Origin of the sequence: Azospirillum cavernae (assembly GCF_003590795.1) — a bacterium.
Lineage (GTDB): Bacteria > Pseudomonadota > Alphaproteobacteria > Azospirillales > Azospirillaceae > Azospirillum > Azospirillum cavernae.
This window is the reverse complement of record NZ_QYUL01000002.1, coordinates 1,054,180-1,074,440: the sequence shown is the minus strand read 5'-3', so window position 1 is coordinate 1,074,440 and position 20,261 is coordinate 1,054,180. Positions and strand designations below refer to the sequence as shown.

Annotated in this window: 20 protein-coding genes; 6 read left to right on the top strand and 14 right to left on the bottom strand. The window is 66.1% G+C overall.

What is annotated here, in order from left to right; translation table 11 throughout:
• Positions 1-27: 27 nt before the first annotated feature.
• The 5 genes from ccoG to ccoN all read right to left on the bottom strand — a co-directional run bounded on the left by ccoG (position 28) and on the right by ccoN (position 5,093).
• Positions 28-1,515, bottom strand: coding sequence for a cytochrome c oxidase accessory protein CcoG (gene ccoG / locus D3877_RS16435; protein ID WP_119831801.1), 1,488 nt, complete (start codon positions 1,513-1,515; stop codon positions 28-30).
• 251 nt (positions 1,516-1,766) lie between these two features.
• Entirely contained in the window at positions 1,767-2,657 is an 891-nt protein-coding gene (gene ccoP / locus D3877_RS16430; RefSeq protein WP_119831800.1) for a cytochrome-c oxidase, cbb3-type subunit III, read from the bottom strand.
• A gap of 3 nt (positions 2,658-2,660) precedes the next feature.
• On the bottom strand, positions 2,661-2,822 hold the full coding sequence (locus tag D3877_RS16425) for a cbb3-type cytochrome c oxidase subunit 3 (protein WP_119831799.1): 162 nt from the start codon (positions 2,820-2,822) through the stop codon (positions 2,661-2,663).
• A gap of 15 nt (positions 2,823-2,837) precedes the next feature.
• Positions 2,838-3,575, bottom strand: coding sequence for a cytochrome-c oxidase, cbb3-type subunit II (ccoO, locus tag D3877_RS16420; protein WP_119831798.1), 738 nt, complete (start codon positions 3,573-3,575; stop codon positions 2,838-2,840).
• Positions 3,576-3,596: 21 nt separating this feature from the next.
• Positions 3,597-5,093, bottom strand: coding sequence for a cytochrome-c oxidase, cbb3-type subunit I (ccoN, locus tag D3877_RS16415; protein WP_119831797.1), 1,497 nt, complete (start codon positions 5,091-5,093; stop codon positions 3,597-3,599).
• Positions 5,094-5,265: 172 nt separating this feature from the next.
• On the opposite strand from ccoN, the gene D3877_RS16410 reads away from it, so the two are divergent.
• Positions 5,266-5,874 (top strand): hypothetical protein, encoded by a 609-nt coding sequence (locus D3877_RS16410; protein WP_238474924.1) that lies wholly within the window; start codon positions 5,266-5,268, stop codon positions 5,872-5,874.
• A 51-nt stretch (positions 5,875-5,925) separates the two neighbouring features.
• Positions 5,926-7,134, top strand: a complete 1,209-nt coding sequence (locus D3877_RS16405) for a class I SAM-dependent rRNA methyltransferase (RefSeq protein ID WP_119831795.1) — start codon at positions 5,926-5,928, stop codon at positions 7,132-7,134.
• Positions 7,135-7,303: 169 nt separating this feature from the next.
• Here D3877_RS16405 and D3877_RS16400 read toward each other — a convergent pair whose 3' ends face one another.
• Positions 7,304-8,614, bottom strand: coding sequence for a class I SAM-dependent RNA methyltransferase (locus D3877_RS16400; RefSeq protein WP_119831794.1), 1,311 nt, complete (start codon positions 8,612-8,614; stop codon positions 7,304-7,306).
• Between the two features lie 42 nt (positions 8,615-8,656).
• Positions 8,657-9,079, bottom strand: coding sequence for an acyl-CoA thioesterase (locus D3877_RS16395; RefSeq protein ID WP_119831793.1), 423 nt, complete (start codon positions 9,077-9,079; stop codon positions 8,657-8,659).
• Positions 9,080-9,242: 163 nt separating this feature from the next.
• On the opposite strand from D3877_RS16395, the gene D3877_RS16390 reads away from it, so the two are divergent.
• Positions 9,243-9,485, top strand: a complete 243-nt coding sequence (locus D3877_RS16390; protein ID WP_119831792.1) for a hypothetical protein — start codon at positions 9,243-9,245, stop codon at positions 9,483-9,485.
• Positions 9,486-9,496: 11 nt separating this feature from the next.
• Here the strand turns inward: D3877_RS16390 and D3877_RS16385 are convergent, their stop codons facing one another.
• Complete coding sequence (locus D3877_RS16385) at positions 9,497-10,318, bottom strand: ABC transporter permease (protein WP_119831791.1); 822 nt, start codon at positions 10,316-10,318, stop codon at positions 9,497-9,499.
• A 10-nt stretch (positions 10,319-10,328) separates the two neighbouring features.
• Positions 10,329-11,213, bottom strand: a complete 885-nt coding sequence (locus D3877_RS16380; RefSeq protein WP_119831790.1) for an ABC transporter permease — start codon at positions 11,211-11,213, stop codon at positions 10,329-10,331.
• A gap of 166 nt (positions 11,214-11,379) precedes the next feature.
• On the opposite strand from D3877_RS16380, the gene D3877_RS16375 reads away from it, so the two are divergent.
• From D3877_RS16375 to D3877_RS16365, 3 genes are read left to right on the top strand one after another with little or no spacing between them, the layout of a single operon-like run.
• Complete coding sequence (locus tag D3877_RS16375) at positions 11,380-11,787, top strand: DUF2946 family protein (RefSeq protein ID WP_119831789.1); 408 nt, start codon at positions 11,380-11,382, stop codon at positions 11,785-11,787.
• A 51-nt stretch (positions 11,788-11,838) separates the two neighbouring features.
• Complete coding sequence (locus D3877_RS16370; protein ID WP_119831788.1) at positions 11,839-12,375, top strand: YcnI family copper-binding membrane protein; 537 nt, start codon at positions 11,839-11,841, stop codon at positions 12,373-12,375.
• A complete protein-coding gene (locus D3877_RS16365) occupies positions 12,372-14,075 on the top strand; it encodes a copper resistance CopC/CopD family protein (protein WP_147395209.1) in 1,704 nt (567 codons plus the stop codon). Before D3877_RS16370 ends, D3877_RS16365 begins: the two co-directional genes overlap by 4 nt.
• Positions 14,076-14,084: 9 nt before the next feature.
• Here the strand turns inward: D3877_RS16365 and D3877_RS16360 are convergent, their stop codons facing one another.
• From D3877_RS16360 to rpsT, 5 genes are all read right to left on the bottom strand, one after another.
• A complete protein-coding gene (locus tag D3877_RS16360) occupies positions 14,085-15,140 on the bottom strand; it encodes an ABC transporter ATP-binding protein (protein WP_119831786.1) in 1,056 nt (351 codons plus the stop codon).
• Positions 15,141-15,294: 154 nt separating this feature from the next.
• Positions 15,295-16,500 (bottom strand): extracellular solute-binding protein, encoded by a 1,206-nt coding sequence (locus D3877_RS16355; protein WP_238474923.1) that lies wholly within the window; start codon positions 16,498-16,500, stop codon positions 15,295-15,297.
• Positions 16,501-16,689: 189 nt separating this feature from the next.
• Complete coding sequence (locus D3877_RS16350; protein WP_119831785.1) at positions 16,690-17,619, bottom strand: GGDEF domain-containing response regulator; 930 nt, start codon at positions 17,617-17,619, stop codon at positions 16,690-16,692.
• A gap of 147 nt (positions 17,620-17,766) precedes the next feature.
• Entirely contained in the window at positions 17,767-19,365 is a 1,599-nt protein-coding gene (gene dnaA, locus D3877_RS16345) for a chromosomal replication initiator protein DnaA (protein ID WP_119831784.1), read from the bottom strand.
• Between the two features lie 539 nt (positions 19,366-19,904).
• A complete protein-coding gene (gene rpsT / locus D3877_RS16340) occupies positions 19,905-20,165 on the bottom strand; it encodes a 30S ribosomal protein S20 (protein WP_119831783.1) in 261 nt (86 codons plus the stop codon).
• Positions 20,166-20,261: the final 96 nt, after the last annotated feature.

Here is a 20,261-nt window from a genome sequence, read left to right as displayed (position 1 = left end):
CAGCGACGGATCAGTTACGAGACCAACTCAGTTCCCCGGCCCCATGAACACCGTCTGGTAAGAGGCGGTTTCCCCATTGGCCGAGGTCAGGGTGAGGTTTAGCGGCTGCGACGCCTCGCGCAAAGAGCCGCGCGGAATGGTCACAAAAATGCGATAGGTGGCGACCATGTCGGGCGCAGCGGTCAATCTCTGGTGGACCGTCTGCTCATCCTGCCCGTCCCCGGCGACCGCGATGGTCGCCCCGGCCAGACCGCTGACCGACAGCACATAGTCGCGCGGGTCGCGGGTCATGTTGGAAATCTTGAAGGTGTAGGCGTTGCGCACCGTGCCGTCGGCCAGCGCCACGAACAGCGGCGCGCGGTCGCGCAGAACGCTGATGTCCAGACCGGGCCGCAGGGCCAGACCGGCGACGATGGCCCCGGCGATCACCAGCATGCTCAACGAATAGATGATGACGCGCGGGCGCAGCCATTTGGACGCGACCGGCTTGCCGCCCGCCGACAGGGCGATCTGGTTGGTCTGGGTGTCGAACGTCACCAGCCCGGTCGGGCGGCCGATCTTCACCATGATCTCGTCGCAGGCGTCCACGCACAGACCGCAGCCGATGCATTGCATCTGCAAGCCGTCGCGGATGTCGATGCCCGCCGGGCAGACCTGCACGCAGTTGAAACAGTCGATGCAGTCGCCCAGGCCCGATTCCGCCCGCTCCTCCCAGCTCTGCGACTTGCGCAGCGGCGCGCGGCCTTCGCCGCGCCATTCCTGATAGGTGACGACCAGACTGTCCTCGTCGATCATCGCCGATTGGAAGCGCGGCCACGGGCACATGTAGGTGCAAACCTGCTCGCGAGCGAAACCGGCGAGCAGATAGGTCGTGCCGGTGAACAAGCCGATGAAGCCGACGGCGGTCGAAGACGCCTCGAACCGGACCAGTTCGCCCAGCAGGGTCGGCGCGTCGGTGAAGTAGAAGATCCAGGCGCCGCCGGTGGCCAACCCAATCAGCAGCCAGATGGCGTTGGTCGCCGCCTTGCGCCACAGCTTGTCAAAGGTCCATGGCCCGTGGTCGCGGCGGATGCGCGTTCCACGCTCCCCCTCCACCAGATGCTCGACCCAGACGAACAGGTCGGTCCAGACGGTTTGCGGGCAGGCGTAGCCGCACCAGACGCGCCCAGCCAGCGAGGTCGCCAGAAACAGCCCCAGCGCCGCCAGAATCAGCGCGCCGGTCAAATAATAAATTTGCTGCGGCCACAGCTCGATGAAAAACAGGTAGAAACGCCGGTGCTCGATGTCGAGCAACACCGCTTGGCTGGGCGCGTTCGGCCCACGATCCCAGCGAATCCAGGGCAGGATGTAGTAGATCGCCAGCATGGCGCTCAGCGCCGCCCATTTGATTTGGCGGAAACGGCCACGGACGGATTTCGGATAAACCTTCGCGTGCTTCTGAAAGAGCGATTGCGCCGTGCGCTTCTCGGCCTTGGCCGCGTTCTGGACCTTGGGCGTTTCCGTAGCCGTGCTCATTCCCTCGCCTTCTCGTTGGGGCGTTGCGGTGGCCGGTGTCGGCGCCGCATCCACACCAACAACATTGGGTGGGGCGCGCGAAAAGCACTATGGCGGCGGAATGCCGCAGCGGCATTGCGCTGGATCAAACGAGGCGGAGCGTCCGGACGTTCTCGTCCCCCGCCGAATCGACTCACATCATGGCCCAAAAAGAAACGCCGGGGAGTCTCCTCCCCGGCGTTTCCAATCACCCAACCACCTCGGCGTTCGGCTTACTTGCCGCCGCCCAGATTGTGGACGTAGACGGCCAGCGACTTGATCGTCGCGTCATCGAGACGCTTGGACCAGGCGGGCATCATGCCGGCGCGACCGTTGGTGATGGTCTCGACCAGCGTGGCCTTGTCGCCGCCATAGAGCCAGTTGGCCTGCTTCAGCGGCGGAGCGCCGACGCCATCCAGACCAGCGGCCAACGCGCCTTGCGCGGCGTCGCCATGGCACGCGGCGCAATTCTCGTCATAGACGGTCTTGCCCTTGGCGACCTTGGCGGCGTCCGCCGGCTTGTTGTTCAGCGACAGGACGTAATCCGTCACCTGATCGATCTGATCGCGGTTCAGGATGCCGTCCTTGCCGAACGCGGTCATGCCGGTGTTCGGCACGCCACGGGTGTCGGCGTCGTCCGAACGGATGCCGTGCTGGATGGTCTGGTAGATGTCGGCGGTCTTGCCGCCCCACAGCCACACGTCGTCGGCCAGCGTCGGGAAGCCCTTGGCCCCTTGGCCGCCGGCGCCGTGGCAGGCCGCGCAGTTCTCGTTGAAGTAGGACCGGCCGCCCGCCATGGCGAAGCCCAGCAGGTCCTTGTCCTTTTGGATCTCGTCGACCGACTTGGCCGCGATGGCGGTCAGGAACTTCGCCTGACCGGCCTTCGCGTTGGCCATGCTGGTGACGACATCCTCGCGCTGGGAATAGCCCAGGATGCCCTTCGTGTAGGTCTTGCCCAACGGCCAAGCCGGGTAGAACACGTAATACGCCATCGACCACGCGATGCAGACGTAAAAAATGTACAACCACCACTTGGGCAGCGGGTTATTCAGTTCGCGCAGCCCGTCCCACTCGTGGCCGGTGGTCTCGACGCCGGACAACTCGTCCTTGTAATTTTGTGCCATGGCCTAAAACTCCTGACCATCATCCTTGAGCGGGATCTGGGCGGCGTGGTCAAAGGTGCGGCGATTGCCGGGCCACATGGCGTAAACCAGGATGCCCGTCAACAACACCATCAACCACACGGTCCAGAACGACCGAAGCATCACCGTGATCGAATCCAAATCCATGGATTTGTCCCCCGATTACTGCTGGAGCTGCTTCGGCGACTGGTACTTGGTGAAATCCACCAGGGTGCCCAGCACCTGCAAGTAGGCCACGAGAGCGTCCATTTCGGTGACGGTCTTGTTGCCCGTGAAGTTCGCCGCGACGGCCTTCGGGTAACGCTTGGCCAGGGCGGCGTCGCCGTCCGGGTTCTTCTGCGCTTCCAAGTCAGCCTTGGCGTTGGCGATCTGTTCGTCCGTGTACGGAACCCCGACGATGCGCAACGTCTTGAGGACGTCGGTGATGTCGGCGTAGTTCAACGGACGATCCTTCATCCAGGCATAACCCGGCATGATGGATTCCGGCACGACGGCGCGCGGATCGACCAGATGGGCGACCTGCCAATCGTTGGAGTATTTGCCGCCGACGCGGGCCAGATCGGGGCCGGTGCGCTTGGACCCCCACTGGAACGGGTGGTCGTACATCGACTCCGCCGCCAGCGAGTAATGGCCATAACGCTCGACCTCGTCACGGAACGGACGGATCTGCTGGCTGTGGCAGTTGTAGCAGCCTTCGCGGATGTAAATCGACTGACCGGCCACTTCCAGCGGCGAATAGGGACGGACCCCATCCACCTTTTCGATGGTCGATTCGATCGTGAACAGCGGGACGATCTGCACCAGACCGCCAATCGACACGGTGATCAGCGTCAACACGACGAGCAGAAGCGTGTTCCGCTCGATCAGGTCGTGGCTGAAGCCCTTTTTTTGCTGAGCCATTTCTAGCATCCTTCCTGGGCTTTAGGCCGCGCCAACCGCCGCCTTATGCGGGGTGGAGGCGTAAGGCTTCTCGATGCGGACGTCACCCTTCGCCGTGCGCCACAGGTTGTAGACCATGATGAGCGACCCGACGACGAACAGCACGCCGCCCATCGCGCGGATGACGTAGAACGGGTGCATCGCCGCGACGGTCTCCACGAAGGAGTACTGGAGGAAGCCCAGGTTGTCGTACGCGCGCCACATCAGGCCCTGCATGATGCCCGACACCCACATGGCGGTGATGTACAGCACGATGCCGACGGTGGCCGTCCAGAAATGGTAGCTGACCAGACGCAGGCTGTAGAGCTGCGAGCGCTTCCACAGGACCGGCACCAGGAAATACAGCGCGCCGAAGGAGATGAAGGCCACCCAGCCCAAAGCGCCCGAATGGACGTGACCGACGGTCCAATCCGTGTAGTGCGACAGGGCGTTGACCGGCTTCACCGACATCAGCGGACCTTCGAAGGTCGACATGCCGTAGAAGGCGACCGAGGTGACGAGGAAACGCAGGACCGGATCGGTGCGCAGTTTGTCCCACGCGCCCGACAGGGTCATGATGCCGTTGATCATGCCGCCCCAGGACGGCATCCACAGCATGACCGAGAAGGTCATGCCCAGCGTCTGCGCCCAATCCGGCAGCGAGGTGTAGTGCAGATGGTGCGGACCGGCCCAGATGTAGAGGAAGATCAGGGTCCAGAAATGCACGATCGACAGGCGGTAGGAGTAAACCGGACGTTCGGCGCGCTTGGGCACGAAATAATACATGATCCCAAGGAAACCGGCGGTCAGGAAGAAGCCCACGGCGTTGTGGCCGTACCACCATTGCACCATGGCGCTCTGCACGCCCGACACAAACGGATACGACTTCATCCCGGTGATGGAGACCGGAACGTTGACGTTGTTGCCGATGTGCAGAATGGCGACGGTCAGGATGAAGGCCAGGAAGAACCAGTTCGCCACATAGATGTGCGACTCGCGCCGCGTCATCACCGTGCCGACGAACTGGATGGCGTAGAGCACCCAGATGACCGTCAGGTACAGGTCAAGGATCCATTCCGGCTCGGCGTATTCCTTGCCCTGGGTGAAGCCCAGGACGTAGCTCAGCGCCGCCAGAACGATGAAGACGTTGTAGTTCCAGAAAATGAACTTCGTCAGCCCTTCGCCCCCGAAGAGAAACTGACGGCAGGTCCGCTGCACCGAGTACAGCGAGGTGGCGAACAGAACGTTGCCACCGAACGCGAAGATGACGGCCGAGGTGTGGACCGGCCGCAGGCGACCGAAGCTCGTCCACTCGAAGCCGAGATTCAGCGCCGGAAACGCGAGTTGCAGGGCGATGAACGTGCCGGCCAGAAAGCCGACCACGCCCCAGAACGTCGCAGCGATAACGAAGAGTCGGATGGCGTCTTCGTAGTAACGCACGTCTTCCGACACCCGCTGGCTGCCCAGGGTGGCCCCTGAAGTCAGAGTCGCTGATGTCATACAATCTCTCCCGTTTGCCCCGGGCGGCCGGAAGCCGCGCCTTCTGGGTTGCACCACCGCTGGGTACGTACTGTTAAGGAGGGGGGCAGGTTGCGATGACGTGCGCATACACCGACGCCGGACGCGCCTGCCTCCAATAATCCCACTATGTGTAGGGGTGGCTGTCGCAACATTGATCTACGTCAACGCCGTCAAAGGCCAAGGACTGCCATCGTTCAGTGTCCTTGCAATTGGCCGGACAGAAATGGACGACAGCTTCATCGCGAAACCCCTTGGTCGGCGTCAGATTGACCAGGCTTACCCGCTGGTTTGCGTCATAGCCCCCGGCCTTGCCGTGGAGCAATGGCGCGCTTTTGCCGCAGCGGTCCTGGAAGCGGGCGGGGACGCCGCCGCGCGGTCCGGCATCATGACGGTGCAGAACGCGCGGGGGTACCTCCACGGGCTGTTCTCTTACGCCATCGAGGAGCATTTGCGCCACGGTCGCGTTATGTCCGTCGAGAACTTTGTCGTGCTGGATCTGTTCGATGTTCCGGGCGTCGCAGGAACCCTGTTGCAGGCCATGGACGGCCTGGCGCGCGGGCTTGGCTGCGCCGCCATCCACACCACCCTGCCGGAGCGTTGTGTATTCGATGACATAACAAACAATCCGATTGCGGATTGTTTTTTCACCGAAGGACATCGGCGGGAGACCGTCCGCCTGTGCAAGTCGCTCGACAGCGTCAACGACAACCGCTCGCCCGACCGCAAGCCGGAACGGGTCGGGCGGCGCGAGACGGAGTAACCCCCGGCAGAACCGTTGCGCCGCGCCGATTTGGCGTTAGGATGCGGCCCCATGAGCGACAGCGCCCCCACCCCCGTCAAATACCCGACGATTCACATGCAGGCCGGTCGTGAGCGGCGCGTCCAGCATGGCCACCCCTGGGTTTACTCCAACGAAGTCCAGATGGACGCCGCCGCCAAGGCGGTGACGCCGGGCAGCCCGGTGCGGCTGCTGGAAGCCAGCGGCAAACCGCTGGGCGTCGCCACCTTCAACCCCCACACGCTGATCGCCGCCCGGTTGCTGTCGTCCGATCCGACGACTCGGATCGATCACGCCTTTTTCGCCGACCGGCTGGAACGGGCGGCGGCGCTGCGCCAACGGCTGTTCGACCGCCCCTATTACCGGGTGGTTCACGCCGAGGCCGACGGGCTGCCGGGCCTGATCGTCGATCAATTCGGCGACGTGGTGACGGTGCAGGCCAATTCCGTGTTCATGGACCGCCACACCGACGCGATTCTCGCCGCCATTGATGAGATTCTCGCCCCGCGCGCCCTGATTCTGCGCAACGACGGCACCCAACGCGCGCTGGAAGGGCTGGCGGAGGAAACCCGGCTGGTGAAGGGCGCGATCGACGGCCCGATCAGGCTGGAGGAAAACGGCGTCACCTTCTTCGCCAACCCGTTGGACGGCCAGAAAACCGGCTGGTTCTATGACCAGCGCGACAACCGCGCCTTCATCGCGTCCTTGGCCAAGGGCGGACGCGCCATCGACTTCTACAGCTACAACGGCGGCTTCGGCATTCAATGCGCGGTGGCGGGCGCCACCTCGGTCGTGGCCGTGGACCGTTCGGCCCTGGCGCTGGAAAACGCGACGCGCGCCGCCGCCGCCAACGGAGTCGCCGACCGTTTCGAGGCCCGCCGCGCCGACGCCTTCCAGGAAATGGAACGGCTCGACGCCGCCGGGGAGCGGTTCGAGGTGGTGATCGCCGACCCGCCCGCCTTCGTGAAGGCCAAGAAGGATCTGGGCGCCGGGTCCCGCGCTTACCGCAAGATGGCCCGACTCGCCGCCAAAATCACCGCGCCGGGCGGCTTCCTGCTCTGCGGCTCGTGCAGCCACAACGTCGATCCGCCGACCTTCGCCGAGCAGGTCGCCCGTGGCCTGAACGACGCCGGACGCACCGGACGCATCCTGCGCAGCGCGGGGGCCGGGCCGGACCATCCGGTCCATCCCAACCTGCCGGAGTCGGCCTATCTGAAGGCGTTGGTTTTGCAGTTGGATTGAGGCGCGCGAGTCCGCCCCCTCCCCATCCCTCCCCCGCCTTGCGGCGGGAGAGGGGGCAGGAACCTTGTCGGCGTTCGGGGGCGGCGCTCGTCAGAGTTCCCTCTCCCGCGAAGCGGGGGAGGGTTAGGGAGGGGGCCGGAGGCAAGGCTCCCACTCACAAGGATCCCACTCACCCCCGCTCAAACACCCCGACCAGTTCGACATGGGCCGACCACAGAAACTGGTCCACCGGATAGACCTTCAGCAACCGATAGCCGCCATCGACCAGCGTCCGGGCGTCGCGCGCGAAGGTCGCCGGGTTGCAGGACACGCCGACCACCCGCCGGACCTTGCTGGCCGCCAGCGCTTCGGCCTGGGCCGCCGCCCCGGCGCGCGGCGGGTCGAAAACGACGGCGTCGAAACGACCAAGCTCTTTCGCCGTCAAGGGCTGCTCGAACAGGTCGCGCCGCTCCACCGTCAGCCGCAGCCCCTGCACCGCCTTGCTCAGCGCGGCGACCGCGCCCGCGTCGCCCTCCACCGCGTGAACCGCCGCGTGTTGCGACAACGGAATGGAAAAGGTGCCAAGCCCGGCGAACAGATCGGCGACCCGCCCGGCGCTTCCCACCGCGTCGCGCACGGCGGCGACCAGCGCCGCCTCCCCCTCCGCGCTCGCCTGAAGGAAGGCGCCCGGCGGCGGAACAATGGGAACGCCTGCGAAACGAATTGCGGCGGGGCGACGATTGGCCACCGGCTCCGCGCCGCTGCGGTTGTCGGCCTGCCAGGCGATGCGGGCCACCGACTCTGGTTCGAAGGCCACCAGAGCTTCGCGCGCCGCCCGGTCCAGGCGGCGGGGGCCGACCAGAAGCAGATCGATCCCGCCCTCCAAATCCGTCGTTACGACATCGCAATCATCGCCGTCCGGCAACAGTCGGCCCAGCAGCGCGCGCAGCGGCTCGATCATCGCGAGCAGGCGCGGCGTCAGGATCGGGCATTCCTCCAGATCGGCCAGCCGATGGCTTTGCCGCTCGTTGAAGCCGAACCACACGCGCTTGCCACGCTTCAGGGCGGCGAAGCGGGCGCGGCGGCGCGCGCCGGGCGGGGTGCAGGCCAACGGCTCAAACGGCGTGTCGCCCAAACCGACCCGCGCCAAGCATCCTTGCACCAACGCGACGTTCCAGGCCCGATAGGCCGCGTCGCTCAAATGCTGCAACGTGCAGCCGCCGCAGCGTCCGAAATGGCGGCAAGCCGGGTCGCCGCGCCCGGCGCCCGGCTCCAGAATTTCCAACAGTTCGGCGCGCACGCCCTCGCCCTTGCCGGTTCCGGCCTCCAGCGATTCGGTGACGCGCACCCGCGCCCGGTCGCCCGGCACGGTCAGCGGCACGAACAGCCGCGCCCCCTCGGCCATGGCGATGCCGTCGCCGCGCCCGCCAATCTCGGCGATGGCGACGTCGAGAACGCGCGGTTCGGCGGGCGGGCGCCGTTTGGGGGCGGGGCGCTTCATGGCGGGCAACCTTGCGGGCAAAAGGGCAGAGATGGCCCCCCTTTACGCCGGGGCCAGCGCCGCGCGCAACGATTCCGGTATCGGAGTCGGTCGGTGAGTTTTCTTGTCGACGATGACGCAGACCGCTTCCTGCGTGGCGACGCAGCGGTCGCCCAGGAAAATCCCGACGCCGATGGTCATCGAACTGGTCCCCAACCGCAGCCCGCACACGCCGATTCGCACCGTGTTGGGGTACAGAAGTTCCGCCTTATACTCGATCAGGCTGCGGGCGAGCACGACCGTCCAATCATCAGCGTCGCGAAAACCGCCCGCCGATTCCAACAGGGCGATGCGCCCTTGCTCGAAAAAGACGCCCAGCGCGTTGTTGTTGACGTGGCCCAGCGCGTCGAGATCGTTGAAGCGCACCCGCTCCTCCCACCAGAATTGGAAGGTCGCGGGGTTGGTCAGGTCCTTGCTGTCGCTCATGTCCGCCCTATGCCGTATGGGTCAATGCGGGTCGGCACTGTGGGGCAAGGGCGGCGGCCCCGCAAGCCTCGCCTGTATTTGCCGACGGCCCGGCGAATTCACGCGCGCACCGCGTGGGGCCGTGTTATTGGAGTCCAACCAACCATCCGCAACGGACCGGACGATGAGCAAGGACACCAACCAGACGGCCGAAGCGCTGTTTGAAAAGGCGCTGTCGATCGCTGAAAAGCACCTGGAAGAGGCGATCAAGGAAGGCGGCCCGCTTGGCCCCTACATCGCCGTCGCCATGATCGAAGCCGCCGTGAATTCGGCGGTCGATGAGACGAGCCACGAAGACGTCATCGACATGCTGCGCGATCTCGCCTCGCAGATCGAAGCGGACGCCGACGAAGAAGAAGACGAGTAAGTTTGTAAGCCCTAACCGGCTGCGGCTGCGGATCCTGCGGCCCGACGCTCCTCGCGTCGCCGCAGGATCTCGTAGACGACCGCCCCCAGCACGGTCAGCCCGATCAGGATCAACGACAGCGCGTTGACGGCGGGCGTAAGGCCGGTGCGCACCTTCGACGCGATGTAGACGGTCAGCGTGGTTTCCAGACCGCGCACGAACAGCGTCGTGTTGTAATTCTCAAAGCTTTGCAGAAACGCCAGCAGCGACGCCGACAAAATCGACGGCGTCAAATAGGGCAGCGTGATGCGCCGGAACACCTGCCCGTGCGTTGCCCCCAGATCCAGGGCCGCTTCCTCCAGCGCCATGTCGAACCGTTGCAGCCGCGCTGAAAACAGCAGCATCGCGTAAGCGGCGATGAAGCTGGATTGCGCGACGATGGTCAAAAACAGCCCGCCGGTCACGCCGAACCACTCGCGCCAGAAGACCAGCGTGGAAATCCCGACGATCACCCCCGGCGTCAGCAACGGCGACACCGCCAGCGCGTAAAGGAAGGTCTTGGCCCGGCTGTGCATCCGGTCGAGCAGCAACGCCGCCGCCAGCCCCAGCGGCACCGCCAGCGCGATCACCCCCGCCCCGACAATCAGGCTGGTCCCCAGCGCCGCCCACATGCGCTGATCGGCCCACAGCGCCGAAAACCAACCCAGCGTGAAGCCCATCCAGGGCGTGACGGTGGGAAAACGGCTGGCGTTGAAGGTCGCCGCCGACATGACCAGCAGCGGCAAAAACAGGTAACTGAAGAAGATCACCAGATAGGAGGTGGTGAGCAGGCGGCGGAAACGGTCGGCGGTCATCAGGCTATCCTTACTTGGCAATATCCGTGAGGCCGACGCGGAACAGCTTCATCGCGGTCATGATGACGCCGATGCACAGAACCAGCAGGATGAAGGCGTAGGCCGCCCCCTGGTTCCAGTTTCCGCCCTCGAAGAACCAGTTGTAGATGACCTCGGTGAACCAGCGGCTTTGCGGCCCGCCCAGCAGGGCCGGAACGGCGTAGCTGCCCGCCGCCAGCATGAAGGTCATGATGCAGCCGACCGCGATGCCCGGCTTGGCGTGCGGCAGCACCACCCGCCAATGGATGCGCAGCCAACTGGCCCCCAGATCGCGCGCCGCCTCGATCTGGTTGCGGTCCAGCGATTCGATGGCGTTGTAGAGCGGGAAGACCATGAACAGGATGTAGACATAGACCATGCCAACGATCACGCCGACGTCGCCGCCCAGCAGCCGTTGCGGCTCGTCGAAAATCCCCAGCGCCACCAGCAGCGTGTTCAACAGCCCGTTGAAGGCCAGGATGATGTACCAGGCGAAGGTGCGCAGCAGCTCGTTGATCCAGAAGGGCACCACCAGCATCAGCATCAACAGCGGCAGCCGCTTTTTCGGCGCGACCTGCGCCAGATAGAAGGCGACCGGGTAACAGACCGCCAGCGTCACCGCCGTGACCAGGGCGCTGGCCCAGATGGTCTTCAGGAAGATCGCCAGATGGATCTGGTTGGTCCACAGCGTGGCGTAATTCTTGACCGTGTAGACGTCTTCCGGCCCGCCCAGCTTGGACGGCGGCAGCGCCGGGCGGAAGGAGAAGTCCACCATCATCACCTGCGGCAGCACGACCAGCAACGCCAGCCACAGCGCCACCGCCAGCAGGATCAGGCCGGTCAGAACCGGGCCGTAACGACGAATCACCTCGGTCATCGCGCAGGCCGCTCCCATCGTTGAACGGGTGAATAATGACGAAACCGAACAACCCACGCCTATCATGGGGCTTTTGCCCGACGCAAGCGCGCCCGTGTGACAGCGGCGGTCTTCCCGGCGCATTTCACCCTTTGCAGACAAAAGATCGAACGCCATAGTCCTCGCCATGGTCGCACAGGGTCGCAAACGAACAGGCGCAGAACAATGGAACGCGGCGACGGCGCTGGTCGCCGTGGCGGTTCTGCTGGTCCACGCCCTGGTCATGGGCTGGCATGTCCCGCCGTCCCTGCGTCTCTTGGCCGGTCTGGAAAGCGGGCTGTGCCAAGCGCCGGGGAGCGGGCGGACCTCTCCCGATCAACCGGCCCCCGATCAACCGGCGCCCCCCGGCGATCATCTCCAGCACTGCCCGATCTGCCTGTCGGTCGCCGACGGGGCGCTCGGCCCCGCCGCCGGGCCGCAGCTTTCGCCGCCGACCTCCGTCGCCTCCGCCGCGCCGATTCCGGTCCGCGCCGTCCTGCGCGCCGACCGCAGCGCCCGCCCCTTCGCCGCCCGCGCCCCGCCGATCCCGGTCTGACCGTTTCCATCCGTTTTTTCGTCAGACCCGTGTTTTTCGGAGCGCCCATCCATGATCCGCCCCACCCGCGCCGCGCTTGCCGCCGCCGGACTCCTCGCCCTGTCCGCCGCGATCCTCCCCGCCGACGCCTCGGCCCACGCCACGTTGGAAACCAAGCAGGCCCCGAGCGGCAGCTATTACAAGGCGGTGATCCGCATCGGCCATGGCTGCGACGGCAGCGCCACCACCGCGATTCGCGTCCGCATCCCGGAGGGCGTGGTGTCGGTGAAGCCGATGCCCAAGATCGGCTGGACGCTGACCACCACCGAAGGCCCCTACGCCACCCCCTATGAAAGCCACGGCAAGACCATCACCAAGGGCGTGACCGAGGTGACATGGACCGGCGGCAACCTGCCGGACGCCTGGTACGACGAGTTCGTCTTCCAGGCCAAACTGCCCGAAAAGCCCGCCGGAACCGTGATTTACGTCCCGGTGGTGCAGGAATGCGAAAAGGGCGTCAACCGCTGGATCGAAATCCCCGAACCCGGCAAGGACGCCCATGATTACAAGGAACCGGCGCCCAGCGTCACGCTGACGGCCAAGCCGTGACCGGCCTGCCCGCCACGCCCCCTCTCCCCCCGGCGGGACGAGGGGATTGGGCGCGTCTTCTCGCCCTCCTCCTGGCCTTGGTCCTCCTGCCGACGCTGGCCCAGGCGCACGCGGTGCTGATGGAATCCAGCCCGGCGGACGGCGCGCGGGTGGAACGTCCGCCCGCCGACATCCGCCTGCGCTTCAACGAGCCGGTGACGCCGGTCGCCATCCACGCCTTCGGGCCGGGCGGCGCGCTGGTTCTGCCCGGCCCGGCGGTCGCCAGCGACGACGCCCTGCGCGTGCCGTTGCCGCCGCTGCCCGCCACCCCCGGCCCCTACACGGTCAGCTACCGGGTGACGTCGGGCGACGGGCATCCGGTGGCGGGATCCCTGCTGTTCGGCGTCGGCATGACGCCCGAACGCCCGGAACAGGCGGAGGAGCGGGGCCGCAACCTCGCCCTGCTCGCCGCCATGGCGGCCCGCGCGCTGCATTACAGCAGCCTGCTGGCGGCGGCGGGCGGCGGGCTGTTTCTCGCGCTGGTGGCGCCGGGGGCGGCCTTCCGCACCGGGCGGGATTGGGCGCCGTTGGGCCGTTTGGCCCGGCTGCGCGTGACGGTCGCGCTGGCCGCGCTGGCGGTTCCGCTCAATCTCGGGCTGACCGGGGCGCTGCTGATCGGCGAGTCGCCGCTGGCCCTGCTGACGCCCGAGGCCTGGCGGGCGGTTCTGGCCAGCACCGGCGGGACCAGCGCCGCCATCGCGCTGTCCGGTTTGGCCCTGCTGGCCGTCGGGCTGTGGCGCAACCGGACGGGTGTCGGCGGAACCCTCACGCTGCTGCTTGGCGCGTTGATCGCCATCGGCGCGCTGACCGTCACCGGCCACGCCGCCACCGCGCCGCCGTCCTGGCTCGCCGCGCCGCTGGTCGGGCTGCATGGGTTGACCGCCGCCTTCTGGCTGGGGGCGCTGGGGCCGTTGCGCGCCATCCTGCGCCACGCCCCGGCGTTGGAGGCGGCGCGGCTCGTGCGCCGCTTCTCCCACGGCGCGGTTTGGGTCGTCGCCCTGCTGATCGTCGCCGGAGCGGGGTTGAGCGCGCTTCAGATCACCGATCCCGACCGGATCGGCTCCACCGCCTATGGGCAATTCTGGCTGGTGAAGATGATCGGCGTCGCGCTGCTGCTTGGGTTGGCGACCGTCAACCGGCTGTGGCTGACCCCGACGCTGGAAAACGGCGCGCGGGCGGCGCGGGAGCGGGCGAATCGGCTGCTGAGCCTGAGCGTCACGCTGGAGGTCGCGGTGATGGGGCTGGTGGTCCTGCTGACCGCCGCCTTGGGAACCACGCCGCCGCCGCGCACGCTGGTCAAGCCGGTGATCGAGGCCCCCGTCGGCTACAGCAGCGTGGCGACCGCCAAGGGACGGCAAGCGGTGATCGACCTGGATCCCGCGCGCGTCGGGGCCAACCGGCTGACCCTGCATCTGGCCCAGCCCGACGGCGCCCCGTTCGACCCGAAAGAGCTGTCGGTGGAGCTGTCGCAGCCCGCCGCCGGGATTGAGCCGCTGAGCCGCCGCCCAACCCGCAGCGGCCCCGGCGTCTATCGCTTGGACGGCCTGACCCTGCCGCTGGCCGGACGCTGGGACATCCGGGTCGACGCGCTGATCGACGATTTCGAGAAGGCGATCTTCCGCGCCAGCCTGACGGTGGGCGAGCAAGGGCCAGACAAGTAAGGATGCGCCTCAGGACGCGGTCGGCAACGCCACCGCGTCCGCCGCGCGGAAGCCAAGCCGGGCCGATTCGCCGGGGATGAAAGCCGGGTCATGGCCCAAATGCGGCACCTGCGCCATCAACCCGCCGTCCAGGAAGGCGTTGACGAAGGCCCCCTCGAAATCGCGGTGGCTGACGCGGGCCTCCAGCGCGTTTTCGTCCTGCCCCAGCGTCAACCGTTCCGGGCGGACGAACAGGGTGGCGCGGTCGCCGGGCGCCAGCCGCCGGGGGTTGCGCCCGCGCAGACGGCCAAAGCCGGTGTCGAGCACCGCCCAGCCCTCCGCCGATTCCGCCACCGTCCCGTCAAAGCGGTTGGTTTCGCCGACGAAGGACGCGACGAAGGCGGATTCCGGGTGGTCATAGACGCTTGGCCCGTCGCCCACCTGCTCCAGCACGCCGCGCGACATCACGCCGATGCGGTCGGACATGGTCAGCGCCTCGCCCTGGTCGTGGGTGATGTAGATGAAGGTCACGCCGGTGCGCCGCTGCAACTCGCGCAACTCCGCCCGCATGTGCTGGCGCAGCTTCAGATCCAGCGCCGACAGCGGTTCGTCCAGCAGCAGCACCGCCGGTTCGACCGCCAGGGCGCGGGCGATGGCGATGCGCTGGCGTTGGCCGCCCGACAGGTCGGTGACGCGCTTCTCCGCCGTCTCGGGCAGGGCGACCAGTTCCAACAGTTCGCGCACCCGGCGTTGCCGGTCGGCGGAGGGCACGCCGCGCACCTCCAGCCCGAACCCGATGTTCTCGGCCACCGTCATCAGCGGAAACAGCGCCAGATTCTGGAAGATCAGCGCGGTGGGCCGCTTGTTCGGGCCGATGCCGCGCATGTCGGCGCCGCCGATGCGGATGGCCCCGCCGGTCGGCTCCATGAAGCCGGAAATCATCCGCAGGATCGTCGTCTTGCCGCAGCCCGACGGCCCCAGAAAGCTGAAAAACTCCCCGGCCTGGATGGTCAGCGACACGTTGTTGACGGCGACCGCCGCGCCGAACCGCATGGTCACGGAATCGAGTTGAACGTCTTGGCTCATGCCGTCACCTCATGCCCCCTCCCCATCCCTCCCCCGCCTGCGGCGGGAGAGGGGGCGGGAGCTTTGCCGAAATCCAGCGGAGTTCCCTCTCCCGCCACAGGCGGGGGAGGGTTAGGGAGGGGGCGAAGCGCTCCCCCCACAATCACGCCAAGCCTCACGCCGCCAGGAAGCGGTCCTGATACTCGTTGCGGATCGAGACGTACCAGGCTTCCTGGATCGGCCACCACCACAGCTTTTGCAGCGCGTCGCCCGGATAGGCGTCGGCGAAGAACTGCTTGTTCAGGTCGGTCAGATGCGCTTCCGCGCCAACCGCCGTGCTGGAGATGCCGGAGAAGTTGGTGTAGAGCGCGCCCGCCTGCGGGGTGTAGAACCAGTTGATCCAGGCGTAGGCGTTGTCCAGATTCTCCGCCTTCTTGGGAATGGCGAAGCCTTCCATCCAGGCCAGCGAGCCTTCCTTCGGCGCGATGTAGCGGACCGGCAGCCCTTCCTTGCGCAGCGCGACGGCGGTCGAGTCCCAGGTCTGGCCGATGACGCAACCGTTGGTGCGGAAGGCGCCCTGCGCCTCGTTCTCGTTGGTCCAGAATTGGGCGACCGACTTCTTGTTGGCGGCGGCGACCTTCAGGATGGCGTCGAAGTTGGCGCGCGCCTTGGCCTCGTCCTTGAACTGGTCGCGGATCGGGTGCGGCAGCTTGCCCTGGCTTTCCAGCCACAGGCCGATGCCGATCAGCGAGGAATGGCCGCGCAGCGTCACCTTGCCCGCGTTGGCGGGCGACCACAGATCGCCGTAGCTGGCGGTTCCATAGACCAGCGGGGCCTTCTTCATGTCATAGGCCAGCGCCTCCGTGCCCCAATCGGCCGGCGCGAAGTAACGCTTGCCGCCGACGACGCCGCCCATCCCGGCGGACCCATCGACCGACGATTTCAGGCAGCCGTCCCACTTGACCTTCGACTCGTCGATGGCCTGGACCAGATCGAATTCGACGTAGTTCGGCACGCGGTCCACCGTGGGGTGGATGATGTCGAACCCGGCGCCGCCGGTCGCCTTCAACTGGTTCAGCAGTTCGTCGTTGGTGCCGTATTCGGTCAGGGTCGCCTTGACGCCGGTCTTCTTCTCGAAATCGGCCAGCATGTCCGGGCTGATGTAACCGGCCCAGGAGAAGATCTTCACGGAGCCGGAGGCCGCATGGCCTTCCCGCAGGATGTAGGGACCGACCGAGGCGACGCCCGCGACGGCGGCGGCGCTCTTCAGCAGCAGGCGGCGGGAGAAGCTCTTCGCGGCGCGTTGGGTTTCGACGCTGGATCGCTGGGATTCGGTCATCGCGGCGGCGGCGGTGGCAAGCGTCGGCGTGGTCGTCGGCATGGCGCCCAATCTCCCTGTTCTCAAAGCGTTGGCATGGGCCAGACCGCGCAGGCGTCGTCCGGCTTCCGCATAGGGCAAGGAGTGTGCACGAGAGAATCGGCGGTCGTCCATGGGGGACCGCGCCATCTGGCCAAACTTCATACGGTCGTCATCGCGCCGACTCGGCGCCGTCACATCCGGCGGGGCCGATCACATCACGTAAAAGCGCGCCTTGAGGACCACGCCGTCCGTTCCGCAGACGACGGTGCGGTTGCGCCCGCTGCGTTTGGCGAAATAAAGCGCCTCGTCGGCCCGCGCCAGCAGGGCGGCGACCGACTCGGCTCCCGGCGCCAGACAAACGCCGACGCTGACCGTGAATTGAAAGCCCACGCCGTCCGCCGTGACGGTCGTCAGCGCGGCGGTGGATTCGCGGATTCGTTCCAGCCCGGCGACCGTCGCCTCCAGATCCCCGGCGGGCAGGACCATGCCGAACTCCTCGCCGCCCAGCCGCCCGAGAAAGCCGCCCTCCGGGACCAGCGCCGCGCAATTTTCAGCAAAGCGCTTCAGCGCCAGATCGCCGTTGGAATGGCCGTGGGTGTCGTTGATCGCCTTGAAATGATCGATGTCGAACATGGCGAGCGCCAGCGGTGGCGCGCTGTGGCGCGCCGCCCCGTCATGGGCGCGTTCCAGCCGCTCCATGAAATGGCGGCGGTTCATCACCCCGGTCAAATAATCGGTGTTCAGCAGGTCGGCCATGACGCGGTGCGTCCGGGTGATGCGTTCCCCGGCGCGCACGCGGGCGCGCAGCATCGGCAGGTCGATGGGTTTGGTCAGGAACTCGTCGGCCCCGGCGTCAAACGCCTCGATCCGGCGTTGGCTGTCGGCGTCGGTGGTCATCAGGATGGTGAAGGTGCGGTGCTGGTCGTCGTCCGCCCGGATCAGCCAACACAGCTCCAGCCCGTTCATCTTGGGCATTTCCAGATCGGTGATGACCACATGGACGTCTTCGCGGCGATAGATCGCCAACGCCTCCTCGCCGTCCTTGGCGAGCAGGACGCGGTACTCGTAACGCTCCAGAAGCTCTTTGATGATCCTGCGAACAACCGCCGAGTCGTCAACGACGAGGACGCTGGTCTCCATGGCGCGTCAACTCCCCAACCATGCAACCCGATGGTTGGGCTTGTCGCAGGATTCTAGCCAAAAGTCACATAAATCCAGCCAAAGGTCAGGGGCTGATACGCTTCGCCGCGCCCGCCCCGCTTTGCCCGGCTTTGCCCCGAATCCGGGTCAGTTTTCCAGCATCCGCCGCAGCAGTTCGACGTCCTCGGCGAAGGACGGGTCGGTGGCGCGCAGCTCGTCCACCTTTTTGACCGCGTGCATCACCGTGGTGTGGTCGCGCCCGCCGAACTTGCGGCCGATTTCCGGCAGGGAGCGGGCGGTCAACTGCTTGGCCAGATACATGGCGATCTGCCGGGGCCGGGCCACCGCGCGGGCGCGGCGGGCGGAATGCATGTCGGCGACGCGGATGTTGTAATGCTCGGCGACGCGCTTTTGGATCTCGTCGATGGTGACGCGGCGGTCGTTGGCGCGCAGCAGATCGTGCAGCACCTCCTGCGTCGTTTCCAGCGAGATGGAGCGCCCGACCAGATCGGCGTGAGCGACGATGCGGTTCAACGCCCCTTCCAGCTCGCGCACGTTGGAGGTGATTTTGTGGGCCAGGAACTCCAGCACCTTCAGCGGAATCGTCGCCTGAAGCGCGTCGGCCTTGGCCTGGAGAATCCCCAGCCGCAGCTCATAGGTGGTCGGGTGGATGTCGGCGACCAAACCCCAACCCAGGCGGGAGCGCAAGCGCTCCTCCATCCCTTCCAGATCGGACGGGCTTTTGTCGGCGGAGATGATGACCTGCCGGTTCTGATCGACCAGCGCGTTGAAGGTGTGGAAGAACTCCTCCTGCGTGGAATCCTTGCCGCTGATGAACTGCACGTCGTCGATCATCAGCACGTCCACCGAACGGAACTGCTGCTTGAAGGCCATCGTGTCCTTGAAGCGCAGGGCGCGGATGAACTGGTACATGAACTTTTCCGCCGACAGGTAAAGCACCTTGCGGTTCGGATCATTCTTGCGGATCTGCCAGGCCAGCGCGTGCATCAGGTGGGTCTTGCCCAGACCGACGCCGCCATACAGGAACAGCGGGTTGAAGGTGACGGTGGTGGCGTCGGCGACGCGGCGGGCGGCGGCGTGCGCCAGCTCGTTCGGCTTGCCGACGACGAAATTCTCAAAGGTGAAACGCGGGTCGAGCGCCGCCGACAGGTCGGAGCGGTCCTCCAAAATCGCCGGAACGCCGTTCGGCGATTCGTCCGACGCCCCGCCATAAGAGGACGAGGTGTAGACCGCCGCCGCCGCCCCGCCATAGGGCGAGGAGGCCGCCGCCGCGACATGCCCCGCCGCCGCGCTGCCCGAATCGGACGCGCTGGACAGCCGCCGTTCGGGCGAGGTCGAAAAGGGCGAACGGGACTCGCCGCGATCCGCAACACGGTCCCCGGCCCGATCCGCTCCTCGATCATGGCCGCGATTGGGCGGAGGATCGTCGCGGTCGTCGTTGTCGGCGGTCAGAACGGCGGGCGCGTTGGTCGAGGCGACCACCACGTCGATGGAATGCACGTCGGGGTTTTCGCCCGACCACAGGGCGCGAATCCGGTCGGCGTAGTGGGTGAGAACCCAATCGCGCATGAAGCGCGTCGGCACGACGATGCACACCTCGCCGCCGGTCATGCTGGCGACGGACAGGGGCTGAAGCCAACTGCGGTAGGCGATCTCGCCCACTTCGTCTTTCAGGCGTCCGCGAATGCGCGCCCACTGCTGATCCAACGACACGCCGACCGACATGCTCCTCTACCCCCGCCCCGTTCCCCTCGGCGGCGTCCGCCACCGAAAGGGCGGGTCAATCCCGCCCCGCCCCAACACGCCCCACCGGGTCAAAACCATCCGCGCCTTGCCAGCCGATCAGACCAGCGAAAGCCAAACGCCCATCAATGATGCAATTGCAAATTTCATCATCGATGCAACGTGTTTTAAGAAAAACAAAGTTATCGCGCCAACCACGACTCATCCGTCTCAGGTTGGTTCAAGAGCTTTGTCATCTCTGCGCTTATCCGAACGGCGCGGAGCGTGATGAACACGCTATTTCGCAACACCGGACAGAGCAAAAGTCTAATCCCACGCAAGATGGCTGGCAATGGGACAGATGGCGAACGGGTCAAAAAGACTCTGGCTCGCCAACTAACCCCAAGATTCCATTACAGAATCACCGGGCGCTTTTCTGGGGTTCCAAAACAATTGTTAAAAAACCCACAGGTTCGCTTTAAACGCAAAAAGCCGCGCCCCGAGTCTCGGGCGCGGCTTTTTGAAACCGGCAAAGAGGCTCTTTAGAGAGCCTTGATGCGGGCCGAGAGGCGCGACAGCTTGCGCGACACCGTGTTCTGGTGCAGCACGCCCTTGGTGACGCCGCGCATCATTTCCGGCTGAGCGGACTTGAACGCCTCGGCGGCGCCGGACTTGTCACCGGCCTCGATCGCGCCCTCAACCTTCTTCACGAAGGAACGGATGCGGCTGACGCGGTTACGATTGACTTCCGTACGACGCTCGGTCTGACGGATGCGCTTTTCAGCGGACTTATGATTGGCCATGGAAACCCTACTCCGAACGACACGCCTGTCGCAATGCGAGCGCGCCTTATACGCTTAGGCTAAATGAGAGTCAAGACATCGACCTTCGCTGATTCC

Bases quoted from the DNA above. Each gene is read 5' to 3' on its own strand.
- dnaA (WP_119831784.1), bottom strand. From the start codon at position 19,365: ATGTCGGTCGGCGTGTCGTTGGATCAGCAGTGGGCGCGCATTCGCGGA.
- rpsT (WP_119831783.1), bottom strand. From the start codon at position 20,165: ATGGCCAATCATAAGTCCGCTGAAAAGCGCATCCGTCAGACCGAGCGT.
- ccoP (WP_119831800.1), bottom strand. From the start codon at position 2,657: ATGGCACAAAATTACAAGGACGAGTTGTCCGGCGTCGAGACCACCGGC.
- D3877_RS16425 (WP_119831799.1), bottom strand. From the start codon at position 2,822: ATGGATTTGGATTCGATCACGGTGATGCTTCGGTCGTTCTGGACCGTG.
- ccoO (WP_119831798.1), bottom strand. From the start codon at position 3,575: ATGGCTCAGCAAAAAAAGGGCTTCAGCCACGACCTGATCGAGCGGAAC.
- D3877_RS16400 (WP_119831794.1), bottom strand. From the start codon at position 8,614: ATGAAGCGCCCCGCCCCCAAACGGCGCCCGCCCGCCGAACCGCGCGTT.
- D3877_RS16350 (WP_119831785.1), bottom strand. From the start codon at position 17,619: ATGGAGACCAGCGTCCTCGTCGTTGACGACTCGGCGGTTGTTCGCAGG.
- D3877_RS16380 (WP_119831790.1), bottom strand. From the start codon at position 11,213: ATGACCGAGGTGATTCGTCGTTACGGCCCGGTTCTGACCGGCCTGATC.
- D3877_RS16395 (WP_119831793.1), bottom strand. From the start codon at position 9,079: ATGAGCGACAGCAAGGACCTGACCAACCCCGCGACCTTCCAATTCTGG.
- D3877_RS16370 (WP_119831788.1), top strand. From the start codon at position 11,839: ATGATCCGCCCCACCCGCGCCGCGCTTGCCGCCGCCGGACTCCTCGCC.
- D3877_RS16390 (WP_119831792.1), top strand. From the start codon at position 9,243: ATGAGCAAGGACACCAACCAGACGGCCGAAGCGCTGTTTGAAAAGGCG.
- D3877_RS16355 (WP_238474923.1), bottom strand. From the start codon at position 16,500: ATGCCGACGACCACGCCGACGCTTGCCACCGCCGCCGCCGCGATGACC.
- D3877_RS16360 (WP_119831786.1), bottom strand. From the start codon at position 15,140: ATGAGCCAAGACGTTCAACTCGATTCCGTGACCATGCGGTTCGGCGCG.
- D3877_RS16375 (WP_119831789.1), top strand. From the start codon at position 11,380: ATGGTCGCACAGGGTCGCAAACGAACAGGCGCAGAACAATGGAACGCG.
- ccoN (WP_119831797.1), bottom strand. From the start codon at position 5,093: ATGACATCAGCGACTCTGACTTCAGGGGCCACCCTGGGCAGCCAGCGG.
- D3877_RS16405 (WP_119831795.1), top strand. From the start codon at position 5,926: ATGAGCGACAGCGCCCCCACCCCCGTCAAATACCCGACGATTCACATG.
- ccoG (WP_119831801.1), bottom strand. From the start codon at position 1,515: ATGAGCACGGCTACGGAAACGCCCAAGGTCCAGAACGCGGCCAAGGCC.
- D3877_RS16385 (WP_119831791.1), bottom strand. From the start codon at position 10,318: ATGACCGCCGACCGTTTCCGCCGCCTGCTCACCACCTCCTATCTGGTG.